Origin of the sequence: Streptomyces sp. LaBMicrA B280 (genome assembly GCF_049222185.1) — a bacterium.
GTDB lineage: Bacteria > Actinomycetota > Actinomycetes > Streptomycetales > Streptomycetaceae > Streptomyces > Streptomyces murinus.
The window spans coordinates 258,549-283,996 of record NZ_JBMJCT010000062.1 but is presented as its reverse complement, the minus strand read 5'-3'; the positions used below and the strand labels follow the sequence as shown (position 1 = coordinate 283,996).

The 25,448-nt window shown below is 70.4% G+C and carries 24 protein-coding genes and 2 tRNA genes; 6 read left to right on the top strand and 20 right to left on the bottom strand.

The window, feature by feature from the left end; all coding sequences use genetic code 11:
• Positions 1–152 precede the first annotated feature (152 nt).
• From ACLF5H_RS34350 to ACLF5H_RS34335, 4 genes are all read right to left on the bottom strand, one after another.
• The gene (locus ACLF5H_RS34350) at positions 153–818 is read right to left on the bottom strand and encodes an ATP-dependent Clp protease proteolytic subunit (protein ID WP_037651827.1); all 666 of its coding nucleotides are present in this window, start codon (positions 816–818) and stop codon (positions 153–155) included.
• 69 nt (positions 819–887) lie between these two features.
• Positions 888–1,493: an ATP-dependent Clp protease proteolytic subunit gene (locus ACLF5H_RS34345; RefSeq protein ID WP_085568519.1), complete on the bottom strand. Its 606-nt coding sequence runs from the start codon at positions 1,491–1,493 to the stop codon at positions 888–890.
• Positions 1,494–1,832: 339 nt separating this feature from the next.
• Positions 1,833–3,200: a trigger factor gene (gene tig / locus ACLF5H_RS34340; protein WP_421679917.1), complete on the bottom strand. Its 1,368-nt coding sequence runs from the start codon at positions 3,198–3,200 to the stop codon at positions 1,833–1,835.
• A 242-nt stretch (positions 3,201–3,442) separates the two neighbouring features.
• Positions 3,443–3,519: transfer RNA gene (locus tag ACLF5H_RS34335), tRNA-Pro, on the bottom strand.
• A gap of 160 nt (positions 3,520–3,679) precedes the next feature.
• Between ACLF5H_RS34335 and ACLF5H_RS34330 the strand changes: the two genes are divergently transcribed.
• The 3 genes from ACLF5H_RS34330 (at position 3,680) to ACLF5H_RS34320 (ending at position 4,900) form a co-directional block, all read left to right on the top strand.
• Positions 3,680–3,750: transfer RNA gene (locus tag ACLF5H_RS34330), tRNA-Gly, on the top strand.
• Between the two features lie 128 nt (positions 3,751–3,878).
• On the top strand, positions 3,879–4,265 hold the full coding sequence (locus tag ACLF5H_RS34325; protein ID WP_421679916.1) for a VOC family protein: 387 nt from the start codon (positions 3,879–3,881) through the stop codon (positions 4,263–4,265).
• Entirely contained in the window at positions 4,262–4,900 is a 639-nt protein-coding gene (locus tag ACLF5H_RS34320) for a TetR/AcrR family transcriptional regulator (RefSeq protein ID WP_421679915.1), read from the top strand. Before ACLF5H_RS34325 ends, ACLF5H_RS34320 begins: the two co-directional genes overlap by 4 nt.
• Positions 4,901–4,982: 82 nt before the next feature.
• On the opposite strand, the gene ACLF5H_RS34315 is transcribed toward ACLF5H_RS34320, so the two are convergent.
• Positions 4,983–5,177, bottom strand: a complete 195-nt coding sequence (locus tag ACLF5H_RS34315; RefSeq protein ID WP_037651818.1) for a hypothetical protein — start codon at positions 5,175–5,177, stop codon at positions 4,983–4,985.
• A 473-nt stretch (positions 5,178–5,650) separates the two neighbouring features.
• Between ACLF5H_RS34315 and ACLF5H_RS34310 the strand changes: the two genes are divergently transcribed.
• Complete coding sequence (locus tag ACLF5H_RS34310) at positions 5,651–6,838, top strand: acyltransferase family protein (RefSeq protein WP_421679914.1); 1,188 nt, start codon at positions 5,651–5,653, stop codon at positions 6,836–6,838.
• Between the two features lie 40 nt (positions 6,839–6,878).
• Here the strand turns inward: ACLF5H_RS34310 and ACLF5H_RS34305 are convergent, their stop codons facing one another.
• The 8 genes from ACLF5H_RS34305 to ACLF5H_RS34270 form a co-directional block, all read right to left on the bottom strand.
• Positions 6,879–8,309 carry a DUF6177 family protein gene (locus ACLF5H_RS34305; RefSeq protein WP_421679913.1) on the bottom strand — a complete coding sequence of 477 codons (1,431 nt, stop codon included), beginning with the start codon at positions 8,307–8,309 and terminating at the stop codon, positions 6,879–6,881.
• 22 nt (positions 8,310–8,331) lie between these two features.
• Entirely contained in the window at positions 8,332–12,309 is a 3,978-nt protein-coding gene (eccCa, locus tag ACLF5H_RS34300) for a type VII secretion protein EccCa (RefSeq protein WP_421679912.1), read from the bottom strand.
• Positions 12,310–12,358: 49 nt separating this feature from the next.
• Entirely contained in the window at positions 12,359–13,546 is a 1,188-nt protein-coding gene (locus ACLF5H_RS34295) for a MinD/ParA family protein (RefSeq protein WP_421679911.1), read from the bottom strand.
• A 25-nt stretch (positions 13,547–13,571) separates the two neighbouring features.
• On the bottom strand, positions 13,572–14,927 hold the full coding sequence (gene eccD / locus ACLF5H_RS34290; protein ID WP_421679910.1) for a type VII secretion integral membrane protein EccD: 1,356 nt from the start codon (positions 14,925–14,927) through the stop codon (positions 13,572–13,574).
• 13 nt (positions 14,928–14,940) lie between these two features.
• Positions 14,941–15,234 (bottom strand): hypothetical protein, encoded by a 294-nt coding sequence (locus ACLF5H_RS34285; protein ID WP_421679909.1) that lies wholly within the window; start codon positions 15,232–15,234, stop codon positions 14,941–14,943.
• 31 nt (positions 15,235–15,265) lie between these two features.
• On the bottom strand, positions 15,266–15,757 hold the full coding sequence (locus ACLF5H_RS34280) for an HD domain-containing protein (RefSeq protein ID WP_421679908.1): 492 nt from the start codon (positions 15,755–15,757) through the stop codon (positions 15,266–15,268).
• A gap of 168 nt (positions 15,758–15,925) precedes the next feature.
• Positions 15,926–16,792 carry an immunity 49 family protein gene (locus ACLF5H_RS34275; protein WP_421679907.1) on the bottom strand — a complete coding sequence of 289 codons (867 nt, stop codon included), beginning with the start codon at positions 16,790–16,792 and terminating at the stop codon, positions 15,926–15,928.
• A gap of 25 nt (positions 16,793–16,817) precedes the next feature.
• The gene (locus ACLF5H_RS34270) at positions 16,818–17,057 is read right to left on the bottom strand and encodes an immunity 49 family protein (RefSeq protein WP_421679906.1); all 240 of its coding nucleotides are present in this window, start codon (positions 17,055–17,057) and stop codon (positions 16,818–16,820) included.
• Positions 17,058–17,080: 23 nt separating this feature from the next.
• Here ACLF5H_RS34270 and ACLF5H_RS34265 point away from each other — a divergent pair, with 23 nt between their 5' ends.
• Complete coding sequence (locus ACLF5H_RS34265; RefSeq protein ID WP_421679905.1) at positions 17,081–17,419, top strand: hypothetical protein; 339 nt, start codon at positions 17,081–17,083, stop codon at positions 17,417–17,419.
• Positions 17,420–18,341: 922 nt separating this feature from the next.
• Positions 18,342–18,764, top strand: coding sequence for a hypothetical protein (locus ACLF5H_RS34260; protein ID WP_421679904.1), 423 nt, complete (start codon positions 18,342–18,344; stop codon positions 18,762–18,764).
• Positions 18,765–18,800: 36 nt separating this feature from the next.
• On the opposite strand, the gene ACLF5H_RS34255 is transcribed toward ACLF5H_RS34260, so the two are convergent.
• The 7 genes from ACLF5H_RS34255 to ACLF5H_RS34225 all read right to left on the bottom strand — a co-directional run bounded on the left by ACLF5H_RS34255 (position 18,801) and on the right by ACLF5H_RS34225 (position 25,380).
• Positions 18,801–19,310 (bottom strand): hypothetical protein, encoded by a 510-nt coding sequence (locus ACLF5H_RS34255; protein WP_421679903.1) that lies wholly within the window; start codon positions 19,308–19,310, stop codon positions 18,801–18,803.
• Positions 19,311–19,343: 33 nt separating this feature from the next.
• Positions 19,344–21,932, bottom strand: coding sequence for a hypothetical protein (locus ACLF5H_RS34250; RefSeq protein WP_421679902.1), 2,589 nt, complete (start codon positions 21,930–21,932; stop codon positions 19,344–19,346).
• On the bottom strand, positions 21,929–22,354 hold the full coding sequence (locus tag ACLF5H_RS34245) for a DUF6507 family protein (RefSeq protein WP_421679901.1): 426 nt from the start codon (positions 22,352–22,354) through the stop codon (positions 21,929–21,931). The genes ACLF5H_RS34250 and ACLF5H_RS34245 overlap by 4 nt, the downstream gene beginning before the upstream one ends.
• Before the next feature lie 28 nt (positions 22,355–22,382).
• Entirely contained in the window at positions 22,383–22,697 is a 315-nt protein-coding gene (locus ACLF5H_RS34240; RefSeq protein WP_086808276.1) for a pore-forming ESAT-6 family protein, read from the bottom strand.
• Positions 22,698–22,764: 67 nt separating this feature from the next.
• The gene (locus ACLF5H_RS34235) at positions 22,765–23,097 is read right to left on the bottom strand and encodes a hypothetical protein (protein WP_037651814.1); all 333 of its coding nucleotides are present in this window, start codon (positions 23,095–23,097) and stop codon (positions 22,765–22,767) included.
• A gap of 169 nt (positions 23,098–23,266) precedes the next feature.
• Positions 23,267–24,445 (bottom strand): PP2C family protein-serine/threonine phosphatase, encoded by a 1,179-nt coding sequence (locus tag ACLF5H_RS34230; protein WP_421679900.1) that lies wholly within the window; start codon positions 24,443–24,445, stop codon positions 23,267–23,269.
• 125 nt (positions 24,446–24,570) lie between these two features.
• Positions 24,571–25,380 (bottom strand): Fpg/Nei family DNA glycosylase, encoded by an 810-nt coding sequence (locus ACLF5H_RS34225; RefSeq protein ID WP_421679899.1) that lies wholly within the window; start codon positions 25,378–25,380, stop codon positions 24,571–24,573.
• Positions 25,381–25,448: the final 68 nt, after the last annotated feature.

Here is a 25,448-nt window from a genome sequence, read left to right as displayed (position 1 = left end):
CCTGGGAGCCGCCTGGACACTGCGTTCCAGCGGCTCCTGGTGCTGCCTTATGTCCGACGGTACCTTGCCGGGCCCGATGTTCGGGCCCCCCTCGGCAGGGTTCACTTGCCGTGAGCTCTGCCGCGGGGGGCTTGAGAGCGCGCCGCTCCGCGTCAGCGGACGTCGGCGTTGTTCAGCTTGCGGGTGGAGATGATCTGGTCGACGAGGCCGTACTCCAGCGCCTCCTCGGCCGTGAGGATCTTGTCGCGCTCGATGTCCTCGCGGACCTTCTCCAGCGGCTGGTTCGAGTGCTTGGCCAGCATGTTCTCCAGCTGCTCGCGCATCCGGGTGAACTCCTTGGCGATGATCTCCAGGTCGGAGAGCTGCCCGCGGCCGCTGGAACCGGCCGGCTGGTGGATCAGGATCCGGGAGTTCGGCAGCGCCATGCGCTTGCCCGGGGTACCGGCGGCCAGCAGCACGGCCGCGGCGGAGGCGGCCTGGCCCATGCACACCGTCTGGATGTCGGGCTTCACGAACTGCATCGTGTCGTAGATCGCCGTCAGGGCGGTCATGTCGCCGCCCGGGCTGTTGATGTAGATCGAGATGTCCCGGTCCGGGTCCATCGACTCCAGGCACAGCAGCTGCGCCATGACGTCGTTGGCGGAGGCGTCGTCGATCTGGACGCCCAGGAAGATCACGCGCTCCTCGAAGAGCTTCGCGTACGGGTCGTACTCGCGGACGCCCTGGGAGGTGCGCTCGACGAAACGCGGGATCACATAGCGGGCGTCGGGCCGGGGCCCTTCGTACAGGCCGCTGGCCGCGCCGGGGAAGTTGCTCATGGGATGTTCACCGTCCTGGTGGCGTTCTGGGGGCGTGGGTGGTGGCGGTGCGTGGCGTGGCCGGGCCGGTCAGGCACCGGTGCCGCCGCCTCCCGGAACACCCGAGGCGTTCGTGATGATCTCGTCAATGAGACCGTACTCCTTGGCCTCTTCCGGGGTGAACCAGCGGTCGCGGTCCGCGTCCCGGGTGATCGTCTCGAAGGTCTGGCCGGAGTGCAGCGCGGTCAGCTCCGCCATGCGGTGCTTGGTGCGCAGCAGGTACTCGGCCTGGATCTTGATGTCCGTGACCGAACCGCCGAGGCCCGCGGAGCCCTGGTGCATCATGATGTCGGCGTGCGGCAGGGCGAAGCGCTTGCCCGCGGCGCCGCCGGTGAGCAGGAACTGGCCCATGGAGGCCGCCATGCCCATCGCGATGGTGACCACGTCGTTCGGGATGTACTGCATGGTGTCGTAGATCGCCATGCCGGCCGTCACCGAGCCGCCGGGGCTGTTGATGTAGAGGTAGATGTCCTTGTCCGGATCGGCGGCAAGGAGCAGCAGCTGAGCGGTGATCTTGTTGGCGATGTCGTCGTCGACCTGCTGGCCGAGGAAGATGATCCGCTCGCCGAGCAGCCGGTTGTAGACCTGGTCGCCGAGGCCGCCACCGATGGAGGGCTCGCCGGCAGCGGAGGGCATCAGATTCGTCACGTATCCACCTGCTCGTCTCACGACGGCGCCGGGCCGTCTCACGTCGTCCTGCCGGAGGTTCGGGGGTTTCAGGAGACTCCCCTGCCCCCGTACTCATGGACCCTAACGCTCGGGCACGTTCGGGGAATCCCGGAGTAGCGACTGTTCGCCGGGGGCGTAGCGCTCCGCGGGTGAGGCCGGGTGCGGAGCGGGGTGCCGGGCGCGGATCGTCGCGGGTTGTCGCCGGGGCGCGGGCCGTGTGCGGGCTCGTCCGCGCCGGTACGCCGACGGGCCCCCGGGAAGTCCCGGGGGCCCGTCGTACGAGCGTCAGAGGTGCCGTGGGGCAGCTCAGGCCTCGGTGGTCTCCTCGGCGGCCTCGGCCTCGGCGGCCTCGGTCTCCTCGTCCTCGTCGCCGAGGTCCACGATCTCGCCGTTGGTGTCCTTCACCGTGGCGGCCTCGACCACGACGGCCAGGGCCTTGCCGCGGGCGACCTCGCCGACGAGGAGCGGCACCTGGCCCCCCTCGACGACGGCCTGGGCGAACTGGTCGGGGGACATGCCGGAGGAGGCCGCACGCCGCATGAGGTGCTCGGTGAGCTCCTCCTGGTTGACGTTCAGCTGCTCCTTCTTGACCAGCTCGTCCAGGACGAACTGGGTCTTGATGCCCTTGACCGCGGCCTCACGGGTCTCGGTCTCGAACTCCTCGGCGGTCTTGCCCTGGATCTCCAGGTACTTGTCGAGGGTCAGACCCATCTGGCCGAGCTGGTGGTGCTCCAGGTTGTGCTTGCGGGTGTTGACCTCGTCCTCGAGCAGCTTCTCGGGGACCGGGACCTCGAGCAGCTCCAGGAGCTTCTCCAGGACGCGCTCCTGGGCCTGCGTGGCCTGGTCGAACTCCTTCATGTTCGCGAGGCGCTTGCGGCTGTCGGCCCTGAGCTCGTCCAGCGTGTCGAACTCGGAGGCGAGCTGCGCGAACTCGTCGTCCAGCTCCGGCAGTTCGCGCTTGGCGACCTGGGTGACCTTGACGGAGACCTCGGCCTCCTTGCCCGCGGCGGAGCCGCCCTTCAGCTCGGAGGTGAAGGTGGCCTCCTCACCGGCGGACAGGCCCTTGACGGCGTCGTCGATGCCGTCGAGCAGCTCGCCGGAGCCGATGGTGTAGGAGACGCCGTCGGCGATGCCGTCCTCCAGCACCTCGCCGTCGACCTTGGCCTCCAGGTCGATGGTGACGACGTCGCCGTCCTCGGCGGCGCGCTCCACCGGGGCGGTGGAGGCGAAGCGCTCGCGGAGCTGCTCGACCGACTTCTCGATGTCCTCGTCGGTGACCTCGATGGCGTCGACCTCGACCTCGATGCCGGAGTAGTCCGGGATCTCGAGGGCCGGGCGAACGTCGACCTCGGCGGTGAAGTTCAGCGTCTCGCCGTCCTTCAGCTCGGTGATGTCGACGTCGGGCTGGCCCAGCGGGCTCAGCTCGGCCTCGTTGACCGCCTCGGTGTAGAACTTCGGAAGCGCGTCGTTGACCGCCTCCTCCAGGACCGCACCGCGGCCGAACCGCTGGTCGATGACGCGGGCAGGGATCTTGCCCTTGCGGAAGCCCTTCACCGTGACCTGCTGGTTGATCTTGCTGTACGCCGCGTCGAGGCTGTCCTTGAGCTCCTCGAAGGGCACCTCGACAGTGAGCCGAACCCGGGTCGGGTTCAGGGTCTCCACGGCGCTCTTCACGGTTCGGTCTCCTTGTGGCTGACTGCTTGGGTTCTGCCGGAGCCAGACAGGTCCGGCGGATTCGCCGCCCGGAGGAGTACGTAGGCCGTGACGGCCGGGCACACGGGCGTGCAGCTTGCATAGTAACCGCAGGCGTTCGGCGCCCCAAAAGGCGATCTTCGCGGCGCCGCCGGCGGACCCGGCCGGAACGCGGCCGGAACGTGGCCAGGACTCGGCCAGGACTCGGCGAAAGGGCCGATCGGTGGTCGGGGTGGCGGGATTTGAACCCACGGCCTTCCGCTCCCAAAGCGGACGCGCTACCAAGCTGCGCCACACCCCGTCTGTGTGCGACACGTAGGGTACATGGCCCGGCGGCCCGCGTCGGCCGCATTCTTCGAGGCGGGGCGGGTGATGTTCGGTGATCGGACGTGTTGGCCCAAGCGGCACAGGACCCGCTACGATGCCTGAGTGCCGCGGTCCTCGACCTGCGGCGCAGCGCTGCGGGCGTAGCTCAATGGTAGAGCCCTAGTCTTCCAAACTAGCTACGCGGGTTCGATTCCCGTCGCCCGCTCTGGATGCCGAAGGCCCAGGTGAGAGGTTGTCTCCTCTCCCTGGGCCTTTGTCGTTCCGCGGTACATGAGTTATGTTCCGTACCGGTACGGAACATAACTGGGAACGGCCACGGCAGGGGGAATCACCATGCGGATCAAGGACTTCGACCATCTGGTGCTCAACGTCTCGGACGTCGAGCGGGCACTGGCGTTCTACACCGGGCCGCTGGGACTCGCCGGTGAGCGGGTCGAGGAGTGGCGGGCCGGGACGGTGCCGTTCCCGTCGGTGCGGGTCAGCGCCACCACCGTCATCGACCTGTTCGAGCGGCCGCGCGGCGAGTCCAACGTCGACCACATCTGCCTGGTGGTGGACCCGCTGGACTGGCGGGAGGTCGTCGACTCCGGCGTCTTCGACGTGCTGGAGGGGCCCGTGCCGCGGTGGGGCGCCCGGGGCTCCGCCCAGTCGGTCTATGTCCGCGATCCCGAGGGAAACACCGTGGAGCTGCGCTGGTACCCCGAGGACGTCGCCGCGTGAGCCCGGCGGCCGGTGGCCGGCCCAGGGATCCGGCGATCGACGCGGCGGTGCTGGCGGCGACCGTACGGCTGCTGCACGAGGACGGCTACGGCGCGCTCGCACTGGAGAAGGTGGCGGCCGTCGCGGGCACCAGCAAGGCCGCGATCCGCCGCCGCTGGCCCCAGCGGCAGCGCCTGGTGATCGACGCGCTCGCCTCGGTCCTCGTCGTACCGCCCCCGCCGGACAACGGCTGCACGCGCTGCGATCTGCACCAGAGCGTGCGGCTGCTCGCCGAGGTGCTGCACGAGCGGCTGCCGGCCGGGGTGCTCGCGCCGCTGATCGCCGACTGCGCCGCCGACCCCGGGCTCCATGAGCACCTGCTGCGCAGCCTCGTCGGGCCCGGCCGGGCGGCCGCCGCGGTCGCGGTGCGGCGGGCCGTCGAGCGCGGGGACCTCCAGCCGGACGTGGACCCCGAGCTGTTCGTGGACCTGCTGGCGTCGGTGGTGTACCGGCGGGCGCTGTTCGGCGAGGCGCCCGTCGACGCGTCCGCGGCGCGCGCGCTGGTGGACCTGCTGCTGCGCGGGGTGGCCGTGGACTTCGACCGCCTGGTGTTCATCAGTCGGCAGCCGGCCGAGCGGCGGCACCTGTACCACTAGCGGTGACCGCGCCACGGGCGGCGGCCGGCACCACCGGTGCCGGCCCGTCGGGGTCCGACGGCCGAAACTTGATCGTCGACGGTCAGAACTTGATCGAGGAGATCGAGTCCGCTATCGAGTTCAGGAACCGCTGGATGGACGGCGCCATACCGCTGGAGGCCAGGAAGAAGCCGAAGAGCACGGCCACCAGGGCCGGTCCCGCCTTGAGGCTCTTCCCTCTTATGAGCACCACCAGGATGACCGCCAACAGCACCACTACGGACAGCGAAATGGCCACAACTGATCACAACCCTCGGTCGGTCCCTCTGCCGGCCCGGGGGTACGGCCCGCACCCCCGCCAGAACCATCGTGCCACCAACGGGCCTGCTCCATGCGGCCGCTGACAGGATGTCGGACAGGATGCCGGACGGGCCGCCCCGGCGCGGGGTACGCACCGCACTGCAATTCGATGGACGGCCGCTCGGGACTCCAGCCGTAATTGTGCGAGTTCGTTTCCGTGTCCACACATCTCGTGTGCAGGTAATTCGAATTGATGACACCTCGACGACGCCCGGAGCATGCCGAGGCGCGGTATGCCCCAATTATTGGGGATGAATCGGGACATCGGGGGCCAACGGTGGACCTCTGTGTGTGCATCATCACGTGCACGAGGGAGGCAAGTTCGGGAAATCCCGGGGCATACGCAGGGGATAACCAGGAATGACTAGGGGGGTTTTACGAAATCCCGCCGACGACGCTAGGGTGCCTGAGATGTTTGACGCCGCCTCGTCCCCCGGCCAGAACCCACGGCCGCTCCCCCCGGCACAGTCGCCGGCGGACGGAGTGCCCGGACCGCGTGCCCCGCAGCGTGCGCAGGAGGAGCAGGCGAAGGCGGGCAGACCCGGCAAAGAGCGCGATCCGTTCTTCGACAACGCCAAGTACCTGGCGATCGCGCTGGTGGCGATCGGGCACTCCTGGTCCCCGCTGAAGACGGACAACCGGGCCCTCGAAGACCTGTACAACGTCGTCTACACGTTCCACATGCCGGCGTTCATCGTCATCTCCGGCTATTTCTCCCGCAGTTTCGACATGCGCCCGGACCGGCTGAAGCGCCTGGTCACCGGCGTCGCGGTGCCCTATGTGCTGTTCCAGCTCGCCTACTCGCTGTTCAAGCGGTACGCGGGGCACATGGGCGGCCCGATCAACCTCTTCTCGCCGTACTACCTGACGTGGTTCCTGCTCGCGCTCTTCGTGTGGCGGATGACCAGCCCGCTGTGGAAGCTGGTGCGCCGGCCGCTGCCGGTCGCGCTCGGCCTGGCCATGATCGGATCGGTCACCCCGGGGGTGGACGACAGCCTGGACTTCGGCCGCATCCTCCAGTTCCTGCCGTGTTTCGTCCTCGGACTGCTGCTGAAGCCGGAGCACTTCGCGCTGATGCGCACGCGCCGGATGCGGATCCTGTCGCTGCCGGTGTTCGCGGCGGCGCTGGCCATCGGCTGGTGGACCGCGCCGCACATGAACGACAACTGGTTCTACCGCCAGAACGCCGCCCAGGAACTCGGCGCCCCGTGGTGGATCGGGCCGCTGATGACGCTGGCCATGTTCGGCTGCGCGATGCTGCTGACCGCCTGCTTCCTGGCCTGGGTGCCGGGCCGCCGCACCTGGTTCACGGCGCTCGGCGCGGGCACCCTGTACGGCTATCTGCTGCACGGCTTCGTGATCAAGAGCGTGCTCTTCCTCGGCGGCTTCGACATCGCCCAGCGGTACGGCGACTACGGCTCGGCCGTCGTCACCGTCCTCGCGGTGGCCACCGTCACCGTCCTGTGCACCAAGCCGGTGCAACGGGTGTTCCGCTTCGCCATGGAGCCCAAGATGGCCTGGGCCTTCGTCCAGGACGCCACCGAACTGGCCCGCGCGCGGCAGAGCAAGGAGCGGGAGCCGGTGAAGGCGAGCGTCTGAGGCTCCTGTCTCAGCGGCCCCTGTCCCAAAGCCCCTTGGCTCAGAGGCCCTTGAGGTGGCGCATCAGGCGCTCGAACTCCGTCCAGCCCGAGAGGTCCGAGGGGTCGCCCGGGAAGGCGTAGTACAACGCCGGACGGCGCTTCGGGCCCAGCTCGCGCGGTGACCGGGGCAACGGAGTGCGCCGGGCCCGGTCGCCGGGCATCTCCCGCACCTCGTCGGCGCCGAGGACGAAGGCGTACGGGACGCCGGGCCCCTCGAAGCGCGGCGGTACGGACAGGTCGCGGCGGGCCCGGCGGACCTGGACCAGCATCGACTGGAGGTCGTGCCGGGTGGCGAGGACCTCGGCCGCCCGGATCACCTCGGCTTCCGTGGGCATCTCCTCGCCCGGTCCGTACCCGAACGCCAGCGTGACATCCTCCTCCACACCGCCCTCGGTACGGCTGATCCGGACCGTCGCGAGGCCCGGGCGCTCCGGGCTGCCGACGGCCACCAGCCAGGTCGGCCGGGGGGCACGCTCGTACGCCACATCCGTCAGCTGCCGCGGCGACCACGGCAGGTTGGCGGGTTCCTCGGTGCCCCAGCCGGCCGGCGGCTCACCGGTCAGTTCACGCCATACGGCTTCCAGCGCGCCGCCGAGCAGGAGCCGTTCGTCCGCGGGGTGGATCGCCCGGAAGGACACGGCCAGCTGGCGTTCGCCGTCGTCGGCGGCCGCGGCGGCGAACGAGTCCGCCATCGGGGTGCGGGGGTCCTCCGGCGTGGCTTCCGGGTCCGGGGACGCGACCGGCACGAACATGCCGTGGTCCCAGTGCAGCACGGCTCCGGACAGGCCGTCGTAGTAGCCGTCCTTCTCGTCCTGCACCACCCAGCGCGAGGGCAGGCCGGGCAGGTTGTTGCGGACCGCGGGCGACAGCCGGGTACCTGCGGGGGTGACGATCTGGAGGCCGAGTCCGGCTTCGGCGACGGCCCGGAAGGCGTCCGAGAGCCAGGCGGTCATGGCGACCACCGGGCGGTCCTGGATCACCACGGCGACCCGGTCCGTGAGCACGTCCACGGCGGGCTGCGCCGCGGCCGGGGCCGGCACCGCGCGGATCCCGTCGGTCCTGACCACCGCCAGCGAGCGCGCCGCCTCCCGCGGCCAGGCGGTGCCGCCGACCAGGGTGGCGATACGGGCCGCGAAGGCCCCGGCGAGTTCCTCGGCCTGCTTGACGCCGGTGGTGGCACGGGCCTCGGTCCACCAGTACGGCACCTCCGGCTCGCTCGCCCCGAGCAGCCGCCGCGCCTCTCCCCTGACCTGCACCAGCAGCGGCGCCTCGACGGAGACCAGCGGGCGGCCCTGCTCGTCGCAGAGCTGCACCACCGCGCCGTCCCCGGCGGCGCCCGCCAGCACGTCCGGGCCACCGGCGAGCAGTGCCGCGAGCACGCTGAGCGGGTCGGGCATGTTCCTGGTGAGCGCGACGACATCCTTCGTCATGGTCTTCCGTTCCCTGCCTGGTCTACCTGTTGCCCGCGTACACGGTCTGGATCAGCCGGTTCGGCTCTCCCCTGCGGACCAGGACGCCCCGGCCGGGCGGCTGCTGACCGGCGTACACACCGGGGAAGAGCTGGCCCTCACCGCGGTCGCCCGCCATCACCAGGGCCGAGGCGCCGGACTCGCGCAGGCTCTGGAGCAGCGGCTCGTACAGGCCGCGGGAGGCGCCGGCGACCCGGCGGGTGAGGACGAAGTGCAGGCCGATGTCCTGGGCCGAGGGGATGTACGGCAGGAAGGGCGCGAGCGGCTGCTGTCCCGCGGTGGTGAGCACGTCGTAGTCGTCGACCAGGATCACGATCCGCGGGCCCGACCCCCAGTTGCCCGGTTCCAGGTCCTCGCCGCCCTCGCTCTCGTCGGGCATCCGCTTGTCCAGTTCGGTGGCGATGCCCGCGGAGAGGGCCGAGCACAGCTTGGCGTTGTAGGCGTAGCCGCCCCGGTACTCCTCCGGGACGGCGCCGCGCAGCCCGCGCCGCGGGTCCATGACGCCGAAGACCAGTTCGTCCTCGCTGTAGCGCTCGATCAGGGCGTCCGCGACGACCTTGAGCAGATTGGTCTTGCCGCACTCGCTGTCGCCCATGATCAGCAGGTGCTGGTCGTGCCGGAACAGGTCGACCAGCACCGGCGCCAGCTGGGTCTGGTCCAGGCCGATCGGGACCCGGCGCGGTTCGGCCGCCGGGCCGGGCAGCAGGTGCGGCTCCAGGAGATGCGGCAGCACCCTGACCGGCTGGGCCGTCTCACCGGTCCAGGTGGCGCGGATCGTACGGGCCGTGCGCTCCAGGACCGCGCCGAGGTCGGCGGTGTCGGTGGCGCCGTCGGTACGGGGCAGGGCGACCTGGGCGAAGAGCTTGCCGTCGGTGAGGACGCGGCCCTTCTCCTCGGGCGAGAGGGTCTGGGCGAGCCTGCGGTCGACGCTGGACTCCCCGGCGTCGTTCAGCCGCAGTTCCACCCGGGTGCCGAACTGGGACTGGGCGGCGATGCGCACATCGTTCCAGCGGAGCATGCCGGCGACCACGTGGATGCCGTAGCCGCTGCCGCGCCTGAGGATGTCGCCGACCGCGTCGTCGAGTTCCTCGAAGTCGTCACGCAGGGCGCCGAAACCGTCGATGAGCAGCACGATCTCCGTGGAGGCCAGCTCGGGGACGCGCCCCGCGGCGCGCAGGGTCCGCAGCTGCTCCAGGGAGTCCACGTCGTGCAGCCGAAACAGCTCCTCGCGCTGGTCCAGCATGCCGCGCACGGAGTCGATGGTGCGGGCGCACCGCTCCCGGTCCGCCCGGCCGGCCACCCCGCCCACGTGCGGCAGGACGGACAGCGCCTGGAGGCCGCCGCCGACCAGGTCGAGGCCGTAGACGCCGACCTCCCGCGGGGTGTGGGTGAGCGCCAGGGACAGGGCCAGGGTGCGCAGCAGGGTGGTCTTGCCGGACTGGGGGCCGCCGATGACCGCCGCGTGACCGCCCGCCATCGTGAGGTCCAGGTACCACTGGCCCTGCCACTGCCGGGTCGGGTCGTCCAGGAGGCCGAGCGGCACCTGGAGGGGGCCCCGGCGCCGGGCGAGCTGCATGCCGCGGGCGCCCACCTCGACGGGCCCCGCGACCTGGTCGAGGGCGACGGCGCCGGGCAGCGGGGGCAGCCAGATCTGGCGCACGGGACCGGCGCCGGAGTCCTCGATCTGCCGGACCAGTACGCCCATCTCGGTCGGGCCGGTCTCCCGGCGCCGCATCTGCGGCTCCTCGGCCCCGGTGCTGTCCTCCTGGCCCAGCGAGTTGTACGCCGGGTACTCCAGGGCGAGCGGCCCGCTGTCCTCGGTCTCCCGCTGGACGGGGCCGCGGTAGCCGCCGGAGACATAGCCCGCCTTGAACCGCTCGTAGTGGCTGGTGTCGACCTTGAGGTAGCCGAAGCCGGGCAGCGGCGGCAGATGGAAGGCGTCCGTGGTGTCGAGGACCGTACGGGACTCGTCGGCGGAGAAGGTGCGCAGGCCCAGCCGGTACGACAGATAGGTGTCCAGGCCCTTGAGCTTGCCGCCCTCGATGCGCTGGCTGGACAGCAGCAGATGGACGCCGATGGAGCGGCCGATGCGGCCGATGGACAGGAACAGGTCGATGAAGTCCGGCTTGGCGGTGAGCAGTTCACCGAACTCGTCGATCACGACGAACAGATGGGGCAGCGGTTCGAGATCGGGGCGCCGCTCGGCGCGGAGGGCGGCGTAGTGGCCGATGTCGGCGACGTTGCCCGCCTCCTTGAGCACCTGCTGGCGCCGCTTGACCTCGCCGGCGAGCGAGGCGTGGACGCGTTCGACCAGACCTGCCTGGTCCTCCAGGTTGGTGATCACACCGGCCACGTGCGGGAGGTCCGCGAAGGGGGCGAAGGTGGCGCCGCCCTTGTAGTCGACGAGGACCAGCGCGAGATCCTCCGGCGGGTGGGTGGCGACCAGCGCGAGGACGAGGGTGCGCAGCAGCTCGGACTTGCCGGAGCCGGTGGCGCCGACGCACAGGCCGTGCGGGCCCATGCCCAGCTCGGAGGACTCCTTGAGGTCGAGGAGGACGGGTTCGTGGCGGTCGCCGACACCGATCGGGACGCGCAGGAAGGCGCGTTCGCCGCGCGGTGCCCACAGCCGGGCGAGGTCGAGCCGGGCGACGTCGTCGATGCCGAGCAGTTCCGCGAAGTCGACCGGGCCGGTCAGCGGCGCGTCGACCAGGGACTCCGCGGACAGCCGCAGCGGGGCGAGCATCCGGGCGAGGCCCTCGGCGAGCGCGGTACCGGCCTCGTCGACCGTGCCGCCGGCGCTGATCGGCTCGTCCTCGCGCAGGTCCTCGATGAGGATGCGGACGCCGTCGACGGTGATCCGCACACCGATGCTGCCGGGCTCCTGCACCCGTTCGTCGAGCAGGTGCAGCACGGTGACACCCATCTCCCGCAGGCCGACCGCGTCATCGGGGCGCGGCAGGTCGACGGCGTCCGCGCCGTGCGCGTCGGCGACGACGAGGAGCCGGGAGGTCATGGCGAGGGCGTCCTTGTCGGACAGGCCGCGGCGCACCTCGGCCGCGTAGGAGGCGCGGCGGCGCAGCTCACCGCCGATCTGCCGGGCGAGCTGGGGCAGCGAGGGGGCGATGCGGCGGGCGGCGACCGGGCCGTCGAACTGCTCGGTGTCCAGCATGTGCGGCAGCCACTTGGTCCACTCCCAGTCGGCCAGCCGGTCACCGGGTGCCGCGAGGGCCAGGGCCACGTCGTCCGGCGCGTGGGCGGCGGCGGTCTGGAGGAACAGCGCGCGGACGACGCGCAGGGTGTCCTCGCGCGGGCCGATGACGCTGACGTTGCCGACACGGTCGAGCGGGACGGTGAGCGGCAGCTCGGAGCCGGTGCCGAAGCGGGCGGTCAGCGCGGATGCCTCGTTGAGCATGAACTGGTCGGGCGGGGTGAGCACGGAGGAGCCCTGCTGGGCGATCTTCAGATCGCGTACCGGCATCCGGCCGGTGCCGACGCGCACCCGCAGGAAGTCCCCGTCCGTCCGGCGCCGCTCCCACAGGCGGGCGGGATCGCGCACGATGTCGTAGAGCGCGTCCGGCGGCGGGTTGAGCACCTGGGCGCCCGCGCGGCGCTCGCGTTCCTCCTTGGCCAGCTGTTCGCGCAGTTCCTCCAGGTAGGCGAGGTAGGCCTCGCGCTGGGTGCGGCGGGTGCGCTGGGCCTTGCCGCGCTGGGAGAAGGCCATGGCGAGGGAGCCGGTCAGGGTGACGACGAGGATGATCGCGCCCAGCCCGGCGAACTGGCTGTTGCGCACGACGGTCATCATCACGACGGACGACATGACCCCGGCGATGGGCAGCAGCGAGTGCAGCACGGAACCGGCCTTGCCCTCGGGCAGGTTGGGCGGCGCCTCTATGGTGCGCGGTTCGGGCGCGGCCGGTGGCCGGGTGGTGCGTGCCGGGCGGTGGATCAGTCGGGTGCTCATTGTCGTTGCCTCGTCCTCGAGTTCCTCGTGTCCCTTCCTGTCGGGGCGGTCAGCGCTGTTTCTGGGAGAGCCGGAAGACCTCGGCGGCCAGCCGGGTGACGGCGTCCCGGGTGGCCCGGGCGAGGAGTTCGGTGCGGATGGCGCCGCCGGCCGCGAGGTGGCGGTCGTAGGGCAGGGCCGCCACGGTGACCCCGGCCGCGGTCAGCTCCTCGGTGGCCTTGCGGAGGTCGAGGCCGGGGTGCGGCGCGACCTCGGTGAGGACGACGACGGTGGAGGCCAGCACGTGCCGGGGCAGGTTGCGCATCCACTCCAGGACGGCACGGGTGCTGGCGACGCCCTCCAGGGTCGCGGGCACGGTGAGCACCCGGGCCTGCGCCGCGGACAGCGCGGTGCGGGCGACCTCGGCGGGCAGGGTCTCGCAGTCGACGACGGTGACGCCGAAGTAGCGGCGCAGCGACACCATGACCCGCTCGTACGCCTTGGTGTCGAGCATGGCACCGACCTGGCCCTGGCTGCCGGGCAGCAGCCAGGCGTTGCCGGGGAGCTGGACCAGGTATCCGGTGACGTCGAGCAGCGACATCTGCGGTTCCACCAGCCCGGCGAGGTCGCCGGTGGTCCAGCGCAGCGCCTGCGCGCCGAGCCGCAGCGGCAGCGAGCCGAGCGCCGGGTCGGCCTCGACGACGAGCACCGGGTCCTGGCGGTAGTGGGCGTAGGTGGCGCCCAGCAGCGCGGTGACGGTCGTCTTGCCGGAGCCGCCGCGGATGGAGGTCACCGCGATCTGGCGGCCGGTGGTGACGGCCTGCTGGAGCACCTCGGCGGTCGCGGCGGCACCGGCGACCTCGCGGGCCGCGGAGGAGGAGACGGTGCGGCGCACGGCACGCAGGGCACGCGCGGCGAACGGCTCGCCGTGGCGCGGCTTGAGCGCGGCGGACGCGAGCCGTTTGTCGAGCACCGGCCGGGAGTCGGGGGCGCCGCGCCGCGCGGCACCGGTCTGCTGCTGTTGCCGGGCGGCTTGCTGCTGCTGCCGTTGGTGGGTCGGCGCGTCGGGGTACGGCTGCTGCTGTGGGGGGCTGTACGCCGGTCCGTGCGCCGGTCCGTGCTGCGGTCCGTACGCCGGTCCGTCCGGTTGTTCCGGGGCAGCTGCCCCCTGTCGCGGCTGCTCCGGTACGGGTGGCTGCGGCGTGCCGCCCCTCAGCTCCCGCAACACGTCGCCCTGCCAGTTGTCCCCGTTCGGCATGTCGCCCTTCACTCCTGCCCTGGCCTCAGAATTTGTCGAGCAGTTGCCCGTATATGCCGAACGCTCCGACGGCGAGCGGGAAGAGCCCGATGAGGCCGACGGACTCGATCAGATCGCCGACCCGCCGCAGCCGCACCCGCACATGCTCGGGCGGCTGGGCCACGAGGGCCGTCAGCGGGAGCACCCCGGCGGCGCACAGCAGCACCAGCGGACCGGCGCCGCCCGCGTGGTCCATCCATTGCACGGCGAGCCGCAGGACGAGCAGCGCGGCCGCGCCGAACAGCGCCACGACCTCGGCGACCAGGGGGAAGGCCCGGGCCCGGGACAGCAGGACGACGGCGGTGAGCGAGGTGAGGGTGATCGTCCACACGGTCGGCCGCCCGGCCGAGGTCAGCAGCCAGCCCCCGGCGGCGGCCGAGGCGACGGTCGCGACGGTGGCCAGCGCGAGCCCGCGGTGGGTCGCGGCGAGCGCGTTGGCGACCTGGTGGCGGCTGACCGACGCGCCCGCGGAGCGCCGGTCGTCGAGTCCGGTCAGGCCGGAGGCCATCAGCGCGAGCCGGGGCAGCAGTCCGAGCAGGACGACGGAGAACACGGCCATCACCGCGCCGAGCCGGTCCGGCCGGTCCTGCACGGCGGCGACCGCCTCCCACACCAGGGTGATACCGGCCCCGGCAGCCGCCCCGACGAGCGCGCCCCGGCCGAATGGGGAGGCGTAGGCGAGCAGCGCGAGGGTGAGCACCAGCGCCGCGGCGACACCGGCGAGCCGGGCCGGTCCTGACCAGCCGTGGGCGTCGGCGGCGGTCCAGGCGGCGAGCACTCCGAGGCCCCCGGCGGCGAACAGCAGCGCGGTGGCGAGCCCCCGGTTGCCGTCGCCGATCCTCGCGACGAGCGCGCCGGCCGCCAGGAACACGACGGTGACGACGGCGAGGACGACGGCGACGGACCCGAGCGCGAACTCGCGCCGGGCCAGCAGGGCCGCGGCCACCGCGAACAGGACGGTGGCCACCCCGGCACTGGCCCGGCGGGCGGCGGGCCGCCAGCGCCAGGCGCGCAGATCGAGGTCGTCGGCGACCTGGTCGGTGACGTCGTGCACGACGGGCGCGGGCGGCGCGGCATGGGCGCGCACCAGCTGGAGCACGGCGCCGTCGGGCACCTCGGCCGACGACAGCGTGGCCTCGTGCGACAGCACCGAGCCGTCGGAGGTGACCAGTTGCCGGGTCATGGGCCGGGCGGCGGCCCGGTCGTCGAGCAACCGGAGTATGTCGGGCAGCAGTTGACCGATCGGGGTGTCCGACGGCAGGACGAGGTCGGCACGTCGACGCTCACCGATCAGCGTGACCCGGCTCAGTTGTGTTCGGGACGTCGTTGCTGTGCTCACCACTCACCGGAACCTATCATCGCGAAGTCGAGGCCGAGGATGCCGAGGACGGCTGTGCGGAGGGGGTGCCGTACTGCTGCTGTTGCTGTTGTTGCTGCTGCTTCTGCTGGGCCAGGGTGGCCTGGAGGAAGGACCATCCGACGCATCCGGCGCACAGTACGGCCGCGATGGCGATGCCCGCGAACACCTTGCCGAGCCGTTCGTCCATCGAGCGGCGGGTGCGCTGCGCGCCGAACAGCAGGGCGTCGCGCATCCGGCGTCGGCGTACCGCCACCGACTCCAGGAGCTGGCTGTCGTAGTCCCGTGCCATCGAGTTGGTCCTGTGCCTGTGTTCTGTGTGGTCAGTCGTCGGACGGCGTGGCGGCGGGGCTGAGGCCGAGGTACTGCCGCATGGCGGCGTACTTCCGCGTCAGCCGCCGTGCGGTGGGCTCGTCGAGGGCGGCCAGTCTGCGCGGGTCGGCGTTGTGCGCGAGGTCGGCCGCCTTGACCAGCAGTGCGCCCGGGGTGGCCAGGATCCGCTCCGCGTACGCCTGCGGCTCCTCGCCCGGCCGCTTGGTCACGGCCCGTACGACGTCCTTGGTGCGCCGGGTGAGCGGGGCCGCCGCCAGCCATTCCTCGCCGAGCACACCGTCCTCGACCGCGTCGTGCAGCCAGGCGGCGGCGATGAGTTCATCGTCACCACCGCGAGCCCGTACGCCCTCGGCGACGGCTCGTAGGTGCTCGACGTAGGGGCGCCCGGCCTTGTCCCGCTGCGCGGCGTGCGCGGCACACGCGACGGCCTCGACCTCGGCGAGCGTCATGCCCGGCGCCTCGGGCAGCCCGTCGTACGTCATCCAGAGTCCCCCTCACTTTGCCCGTGCAAGATAAAACATGACCGCGGGGGCGGCACAGCCGGGTCGACCGGGTTCATGGCCGCGACCGGGGATCCTCCGCGGATCCGGCATACCCAGGAGGCTGAGGCGTATGCGGCGCGCCCTCGGGGAGCGCGCGGGGCACGCGGCTCAGGTCTGGTACTCGCCGACCCAGGACCGCCGCAGCAAGGCCCGCGGAATGTACTCGGACTCGACATCGACCGGCATGCCCGCGTCGTAGGCCATGCACGCGACGGCGAGTGGAGCGAGCGCGACCAGGCCTTCACCGCTGCGGGACCGGGCCTCGTTCGCCGCCCAGTACTCCTTGTGCCAGGTGAGGGCGTCGGCCAGGGTCGCGTTGAACTCCCCGGCCTCCCGCCGCAGATAGTGGTGGAAGAGTTCGAGCGGCGGATAAAGGATCTTCAGCATGAGTTCCGGCCCGGCGATCGGGGCGGCCTCGGGGGCCGTGCCGTCGATGGCGGTGGCCAGGGTGTCCCAGACCTCGCGCCGCCCGAACCAGAGGTTCTGGAGGGTTTCCACCCAGGCGTAGACGTACTCGTCGAACTCCGCACCGGACGCGCGCAGGAAGGAGACCGGCACCTGGGCCAGCTGCTCGACCCGGCCGTTCTCACGGCAGATCACCGCGAGGTAGAAGGAGGTGAGCCAGTTACCCGCGTGGAGATAGTCCTGGGGCCCGGTGGCGGGGAGGTTCTTCACCCCGCCCTCGCTGCCGACCCGGCAGGCCACGGGCCCTTCGGCGGCCGTACCGGCGGCGAAGAGCCCGCAGCCGATCTGCATGGCCGTGACCCACGCCTCCCAGGTCGGAAACTCACCCGCCGTCGGGTTCGTCAGACAGCGCCACTTGGCGACGGCGAGCGTGGCGGACAGGGCGTCATAGCGGTCGTCCTCGGAGGTTTCGACGTGGTCGAGTACGTCCTTGGCGTTCTCGACGACCGGCGCCATGAGTTCCTCCGCGTTGTCCGTGCGGAACTCATGACGGGGGATGTGGGTGACCACTTGCTCTCCTCGGCCGAGAAATGTTCTAGGTGAGAAACTCGCCGAGCCGGCCGCGCTGGAGCAAGTGCTGGGGCAGATAGTCCGACTCCACTTCGATCGGGATTCCGCCGTCGTAGGCGAGGCAGGCGATCGCGAGTGGGCCCAGGGCGAGGCGTCCCTCGGGATCCTCGGCCCGTTCCTCGTCCGCTGTCCAGTGCTGCTGGTGGAGTTCCAGCGCCTCCACAAGGCCGGGCTTCCGCAGCCAGTACTGCTGAAGGACGGCCACCCAGTGGGGCCCAGCGCCGGAACATGCCGGATTTCATGGTTGATACGGCAGTCGACGAAGCCCTCGGCTCGGGCGGCCACGGTGAACAGTGCCGAGCCGGTCTGCAGGGCGTTGACGGTTGCTTCCCATGTTTCGAGCCGCGCGGCACGAGGATCGACGGTGCACCGGGCCCGCAGGTGCAACAGGGCCGTACTGAACATGAAGTCGACCTTGCCGGGATGGCGTTCGATCTCTCCCTTGACGACGATGTGGTCCAGTTTGTGATCGTCCAGCGCGTCCTCCAGCTGTCGTGCGAATCACTAGGCAGATTGCGTGCCCCGAGTTCCGTGGTGACGTTGCTCTTCGCTTCGATCACCACGTAGCCGCCGTCTTTACGCCGCCATACAGTGCGCGGACTTGTATTCACAGGTGCGCTCGAGCTGATGCAGCTCGGTCTCGGGGGTCGGAGCGTGCTTATGGACCTCGACGGCTCCGGCGCGTCCTTGACCGACCCCACCGGGCTCGTGGTTGGCGCGGTGGACCTGTATGTCGTGGATCTGCTTGTCGGTGAACGAGCCCTCGGGCCCGTACGGGTTGTCACCGTCGCGGGCGACACCGCGCCATGTCCCGGCAGGTGCGAGTCGCCGCCCTGGACCGGCAGATCCCGACCCGGCGTGTGGGTGTCGCTGCCGTGACCGCTCGTCACATGGTCACCGGACGCGGCGGGCACACCCGCGTGGTCCGTGGTGCCGGCGGGGACATGGGTGTCGACGCTGTTCGTCGACATGCGGCCCTCGGCCCGGTCGCCCGGGAGGTGGTCGCCGGCCCGGTCCGCGCCATGGACGCCCGCGCCGGCCAGGACCGGTGGAGCAGCTCCATTGGTGGATACAGGGGCTTCGCCACAGGAGCACGGCGTTGTGCCGAGTACCCATGTCCTTGTCGCTGGAATCCGGCGCGCGTGACGACGAGTTCGAGTACGCCTGGATCGACACACTGCAGACGTGTCCTTCTCCCGGCACACCAAGCACCCGGCTGAGCGCTGTGACGAACACGGCGGAGCCGACCTGCATGGCATTGACCCAGGATTCCCATGTCGCGAACTTCTCGGCAGCCGGGTCTTCCGCACAGCAGGACTTGGCCACGGTCGGCGTGCCCTCCAGAGCCCGAGCGCGCGACATCTCGGATCGCTCCAACCGGTCGCTCTCTCGTGCCCTGGGCCACGTCACCGACGCCTTCTCACCACTCCAGACCGGCGGACGCGCCTCTTCTTCGACAGCCTGGCCCACTGAGATCTAAGCTCCAGGCATGAGTGACGTGTTCGCGATGGACTTGGCCCTGGATCTTTCATCCTCCGTACCGAACGCCCTGCTCGATGACCTTCGGTGGCACCTTGGACTCCGCGACGATGAAAACGACGCAGTCGACGAAATGGCAGTCCCGGAACCGCTGCTGGCAGCGCGTGGCCCGGCGGCTCGCATCGGCGGACTGCTGACCGGTGAACTGGTCCGGGCCGGTAGCCGCTGGTCCCTGACGGCCAGGCAGGAAGTGCATGCCGAGCTTCTACCCGAGCTGGAGTCGCTGATCGAGTGCCTCGCGTTCCACGCGACGACCGACGGGGTCATCGGGCAGATACGGTTCTACGAGGACGACATCCCCGAGATGCTGCTCAACAGGTCCGGGGAACTGGTCAGGATGAATCTACGGCCAGACGAACCGACGGACCATTAAACCCTCTGCCCGAAAGCGGCTCCCGGTCCGGAATCGTCAGCGATCGTCCCCCATGAGCTCTTCCAGAGAGATATCCGCGAGGGATCCTTCATCGATCACCGGCGTGAGATGCAGTGCGGTCTCTGCATTCGCAACCATTCTGCTGATCTCGATCGGGAGGTTCTCAAATTCCTCCATCACCACGTCATACGGTTCAACGCGGTATTCTTTTCCGTCCCGCCCCGTCGCTTCCACGACATACCGGTAACCGGCAGGCGAATGCGTGTCGTCGATCCTCACCCACACCGCGCCGTGTCGACGCACGAGCAGGTCGCCGAGGTACGAAGTCAAATCCGTGTGAAGGCTGATCCAGTCGGACTGCTCGAACTCACTCAGCGGGAGACGGTCCGCGTAGTTCTGCAACCCAGGCAGAAGAACCAAAGGGTCTTCGTCATACTGTGTCGGCGACACACCGAGCACCGAAGCGAGACCGGCGGCATTGCGGTGCGCCCCCTCCGCCCACTCCGACAGCTCGGTGGCCGAGTTGTCCGGTGTCTTGTCCTGCATCGTACACAGCCTTCCAGTTGACCCGGAGCCAGTCTACTTCTTCCCGGGAGGCAAATCCCACTGATCCTTCTTGGGAGTGGGACCGTATTCGAGGAATATTATCTTCGCCTTCTTGAGGTACTCGCGCAGTTCACTGGAAGGCCCGGCGTGCGTGAAAGACCAGCGAGGGTCATATCCAGGATTCATTCTGCGCAACGCGACATCCTTGTGTATCTGCTCCTTGATGTGCTTACTCAGCGGGACTTCGTTCTTGATCGTTTGGTGAGAGCCGTCCTTCAGCGTGATAGTGCGGTACGGGCCATAGGTCTTCACCTCGACGGCAACAGTCCGCCCGTCTGGCAGGTCGACCGGAACGTCGACCTTGCGCCCGCCCTTGGCCGTCACCGGATACCTGTGATCGGAATTGGTGGGAACGGGGTAGTGACGCTCCGGCCCGCCGCCCCACATCTGTCGATGGAACTCCTCGCCGCGCTCCCAACGCGTGCGCACATCGCGCGAGTTGCGTACATCTCTCAGTGTGAGCGGGCCGTCCGCGGGAAGCAGGGCACGCCGGGAGAGGTCGGGCTCGTGTCCAGCGTACGGATCGCCGTCTCCGTGGGCGGGACCCGTGTCCGCCCCACCGTCCGCGGAGCCTTCGTGATCCGTGCCTGTGCCGTCTCCGTCGTGACCCGCTTCGTCATGGTCCGGGATTCCATCGTCACTACTCGGGTGTGCGCCACGGTGTCCAGGGAGATCGCGAGCGCCATGTCCTGCGTCACCCTGCGGGCCGTCGGAATGGGTGCCGCCCGCGCCCGAGCCGTCCGGTCGACCGGAGCCATGAGGGTGACCGACGGCGGATGGAGTGCCCGGGTGGTTCTCGGCCATGCGGGGCGCGCCACCGTGGTCGTCGCGAAGACTGTCGTTCAGGTCGTTCCTGGGTATGTGATCACCGACGTGACCGCCGGGCGCATGGCCTGCCGTGTCCTGCGGAAGGTGGTCGCCCAGGCGGCTTTCAGGGATGTCACCACCTACGTGGGTGCCGGAAGCGGTCGTGATGTCCTCACCGGCTCGGCCGGTGTCGCCGAAGTCGTGGCCGACGCTGTCGCCGAGCTTGATGTGGTCGCCGGTGTGCACCGTGGTGTCCGCGCCGTGGGTGGCCGCGCCGACCAAAGCCGGTTCCTTGGCCGGGGACGGGGTGTGCGGGACGTCGGAGCCGGAGTGGGGGTGGCTGGTGATGTCCGGGGGGCCGCCGTCGTGGTGCATCAGCACATCGCCCTTGTGGTCGACGATGTTGCCGTGCTCGTCGGCGAACAGCGGGGGCTCGCCCGCGGGGGTGTGCAGGGGGTCCGTGCCCGCCGGATGCAAGGGGGCGTCGTGCGGCAACCGGACGTCACCGCCCGGGAGTTCGACGGCGCCCTTGGGGATCGACGCGCCCTCGGGGAGGCGGACCGTGCCGTCCGGCAGATGCACGGTGCCCGCGGGCAGGGTGATGGCGTTGTCGGGGAGCTTGGGGATGTCGATCTTCCCGGCGCCCTTGAGGGCCTTGCCGATGTCGCCGATCTTCGACAGACCGGCGCCCGCGCCCTTCATGACGTACGTCATCGGGTCGATGACCCGGCCCGCCTTGCCCGCGAACGAGATCGCCTTGGCCACCGCGCCCGCCTTGCCCGCGCCCTCGGCCGCGGCGCCCGCGCCGTCGGTGAAGATCGCGGTGACGACGTTGAAGGTGACCCCGCCGGCCGCGCGGGCGGGGTTCTTGCCCCACTCGTCCCACGCCAGCAACGCCTTGCCGGTCTGCTTCATCGTGTTGCGCGACTCACGCAGCCACGACGGCATGTACTTGTCCGGCGTGGCCCAGAACGCCGCCGCCAGCACGGGGTTGCTCATGAACGCCAGGCCCGTGGCCAGCTGCGCCAGGCCCTTCCAGGCGGTCTTCATCGCGTCCCAGCCGTCGACACCGACCAGGGTGCCCAGGCCCTTGACCGTGCCCCAGATGCCGTCGACCACGATGCCGTCCCAGACGAACGACTTCACCCAGTGCCCGACGTCGTACCAGTGGTGCTTCTGCTCCACCGGATCGCCCCACGGCAGCCCCTTCGCGCCCTTCAGATCGGCCGCGCTGTAGCCGTACATGTTCTTCTTGTCGCTGCCGTCACCGGCGATCATCTGGGTGCCGTGCCACAACGCCGTGATCTTGTTGTGGCAGGTGCGCTCCGCCGCCCAGAACGCCGCGACCGTCGCCGTGACATCGTCGCGGAGCTGGTTGTTCTTCTTGACCTTGTCCTCGTCGTACTGCCAGTCGTCGTCGCCCTCGACCGAGTCGACGAACGTCTGCGCGTCATGCTTGAGCTGCTGCAGCTTCGTCACCAGCGGACGGACCTCCGCCGCGTACCCCGACAGCGCCGAGGACACCGTCTCCAGGTCCGTCCCGAACGCGTCCGCCCGGTCCGACACCGGCTTCGTCGAGGCGAACAGCTGATCCGCCTCGGGAGCCTTGTAGTACGCCGACAGCCCCTGGAACTGCGTATGCACATCCGAACCGGTGGAACGGACCTGCCCCGCGTCCTTCTTCAGCGCGGTGCAGTCCTTCTCCAACTGCGCCAGATCACCGGTGAACTCGGGTATCTCCTCCGGCTTGATCACGGCTTGTCCACTCCCGGCATCGTCACCCCGGGCGTGGCCGCCTTGCGCTGCGCCTCCGCCGCCATCGCCTCGTCACCGTCCAGATAGGCCGTCGTCGCGTCCACCGCGCCCTGCAACGACTTACCGGCCCGTGCCGCGATGAACTGAAGGTCCTTGGTCGCGTGCTCGGCGTACTCCGACAACGCCAGCGCCACGAGGCCGCCCTGCGTCGCGCCGCCGTCCTTGCCGTCCTGACCGCCCTTGCCGCTCTGGCCACCGGAGCCGCCCGAGCCGTCGCCCGCGGAGATCGTGCCCGCGCTCGACGCCGCCGACTGGAGATGCCCGCCGAAGTCCTTGGCCTGTGTCTCCAGATGCGACGCCGTCTTGCCCGTCGTCGTCAGCACCTGACTGATGCCCTGCGGACGCAGATCCCAGCCCGTCATACCCAACCCCCCGTGAACCGGCCGCTGGTCAGCCGATGTTGTCGACCGCCGACTTCGCCTTCGCCAGCGTCGAATGCGCCGTCGAGTCGTTCTTCTCCATCGTCGTCTTCAGCAGGTGGATGATGTTCCGCACCTCCTGCGACGCGTTGTTCCAGCGCTGCTCCTTGCCGTGGTACTCGTCCGCCACGCCATCGGCCGTGAAGTCCGCCATCGCCTTCTTCACCTGCTTGTCCCGCGCCGCGATCACCGACTCCAGCTGGGCGATCACCCCCGCGAGGTTCCCCTGCACATCGGCCGACGCCCCCGTGTCGTACGACCGACGATCCGCGCCAGAACCCGCCATCACACACCACTCCCCGTGAAGAGACCGAACGTCTCGAAGAATTCAGAACAACCCGGACGCGTGCGGCTCAGCGGCCCGAGAACCGCGCCGCGTCGAAGTTGGCGGCGCCCATCTGCGACTTGGCGTTCTCGCCCTGCTCCTGGTCACCCGAGCTGAAGGCACCCTCCATCCCGGACTGACCGCCCAGGATCGCCGCCAGCGAGCCGTTCAGCTCCTTCGTGATGCCGTCCGCGCGCGCCTTGAACTGGTCGAACGCCGTACGCCCCGCACCGTTGAACTTTCCTTCCAACGGCTCGGCGGCCTGCACCAACTGCCGGATCAGCGTGCCCAGATCCTGGCTGGACCCGCGTGAATCACGCATCAGCGTCGAGAGCGTCTGCGCGCCCATGTCGAACTTCATGTCGCCTCCCCCGTATGGGCTCCCGCGGCGTCCGCCGCTCATGTCACATACCGAAACATAATTATGAACTCCCGGGCGCAGGCGGTCGAGTCAGGGCCCGATCTGTCACAGGATCAGCGAATTTCCGTGACAAAGGCCCGGCACGGAACGGCGGCTCCGGCGGCCGGTGTCAGCGGGCCGTCTGCCCCGTCGGCGACTGCCGGCAGATCAGCAGCAGCGCCCGGTCGTCGTTGACGTCCTTGGCGACGGCCTCGATGAGGTGCCAGGCGGCGCCGTGGAAGCCGCCGGCGACATAGCGGTCGGCCTCGCCGGTGAGGCGGTCGATACCTTCCACGATGTCGCGGTCGGAGGTCTCCACCAGGCCGTCGGTGAAGAGCATCAGGACGTCGCCGGTGCGCAGCGAGCCCTTGACGGAGTCGAACTGGGCGCCGTCGTAGACGCCGAGGAGCGGGCCCTCGGCGGACTTCTCCTCCCAGCGGCCGGTACCGGCGCTGAGCTGGAGGCCCGGCGGATGGCCCGCGGAGTACAGCTCGTAGTCACCGGAGTCGAGGTCCAGGACGAGGTGGATGGAGGTGGCGAAGCCCTCGTCCCAGTCCTGGCGCAGCAGATAGCCGTTGGCCGCGGGCAGGAAGGCGTGCGGGGGCAGCGAGCCGAGCAGGCCGCCGAAGGCGCCGGACAGCAGCAGGGCGCGGGATCCGGCGTCCATGCCCTTGCCGGAGACGTCGGTGAGGACGACCTCCAGGGTGCGGCCGCCGTTGGTGCGGGCGGCCACCACGAAGTCGCCGGAGAAGGACTGGCCGCCGGCGGGCCGCAGCGCCATCTCGTGGTGCCAGCCCTGGGGCAGCTTGGGCAGGGTGGACTGCACCCGGATCCGCTCGCGCAGGTCGAACAGCATGGTGCCGCCGCGCCGCCAGGGCACGCCGACGCGGCTGCGGAACTGGGCGGTGAGCAGGCCGAAGAAGCCGCAGGCGGCCACCACCAGGACGACGCCCGGGGTGACCCGCGAGGGGCCCTCGGTGTACGGGCCGAGGCGTACCGACTCCACGATCAGCGCGGTGGCCGCGGTCGCGTACAGGCCGAGCAGGCTGGCCGGGCGCAGCAGCAGCCCACCGGCCACGATCGGCAGGACGAGCATGGCCGGGGAGCACCACACGGAGTCGAACAGGGTCAGGGCGGTGAAGACCGGGACGGTCAGGAGGAGCCCGGCGAAGGCGATCCAGTCGGAGCCGTCGCCCCGGAAGTAGTCGACGGCGCTTCTGCGCAGCCCGACGCGGGCCCGGTGCCACTGCATCTTCCACCGGGCCGTGAGCGTCTCGGCCTTCGCGCGCGTCTCTCGTCCTGCTGCCATTAGTTCGGGACCCTATCCATCGCACCGGCCCCTTGGCACGGGAGGTCCTGCTTGTCCCCCGTGCGGGGCTCGGGTTCACAGGTTCGCTCAGGCACCGGAATTCCGTAAACCCACCCGAAGGAGTGTCAGTGCTTCTGACAGGTGGGGCACCAGAAGAGGTTGCGGGCGGCGAGGCCCGCGGTGCGGATGGGGTCGCCGCAGATGTGGCAGGGCCGGGTGGCGCGGCGGTAGACGTAGACCTCGCCGCCGTGGTCGTCCACGCGGGGCGGGCGGCCCATGGCCTCGGGGGTGTGCTCCGGCCGTACGGTGTCGATCCGGTTGTCGCGCACGCCGTCGCGCATCAGGGCGGCGAGGTCGGCCCAGATCGCGTCCCATTCGGCGGGGGTGAGGTCGCGGCCCGCGCGGTAGGGGTCGATACCGTGCCGGAAGAGGACTTCGGCGCGGTAGACGTTGCCGACGCCGGCCACGATCTTCTGGTCCATGAGCAGGGCGGCGATCGTCGTACGGCTGCGGCTGATCCTCCGGTACACCGCCGCCGGGTCGGCGTCCGCCCTGAGCGGGTCGGGGCCGAGGCGGGAGTGGACGGCGCGTTTCTCGTCGTCGGTGATCAGGGCGCAGGTGGTGGGGCCGCGCAGATCGACGTACGACAGGTCGTTCGCGAGCCGGAGCCGGACGGTGTCGGTGGGCGGGGGCGCGGGGGCGTCGCCGAAGCCGACCTTGCCGAACAGGCCGAGGTGGATGTGGACCCAGTCGCTGTCGCGGAACCGCAGGAACAGGTGCTTGCCGTGGGCCTCGGTGGCGGTCAGCTCGGCGCGGTCCAGGAGGGCGGCGGCGTCGGAGAACTTGCCCTGGGGGCTGGTGACGCGGGGGGCACTGCCCTGGAAGCGGGCGGCGTAGTCCTGTGCCAACCGGTGGATGGTGTGGCCTTCCGGCAAGGCGGGCCGTCCTTTCGTCTTCTTCTCCCGCCCGCCCGGCTCACTCGACCGGCGGGCAGCCCTCGCCC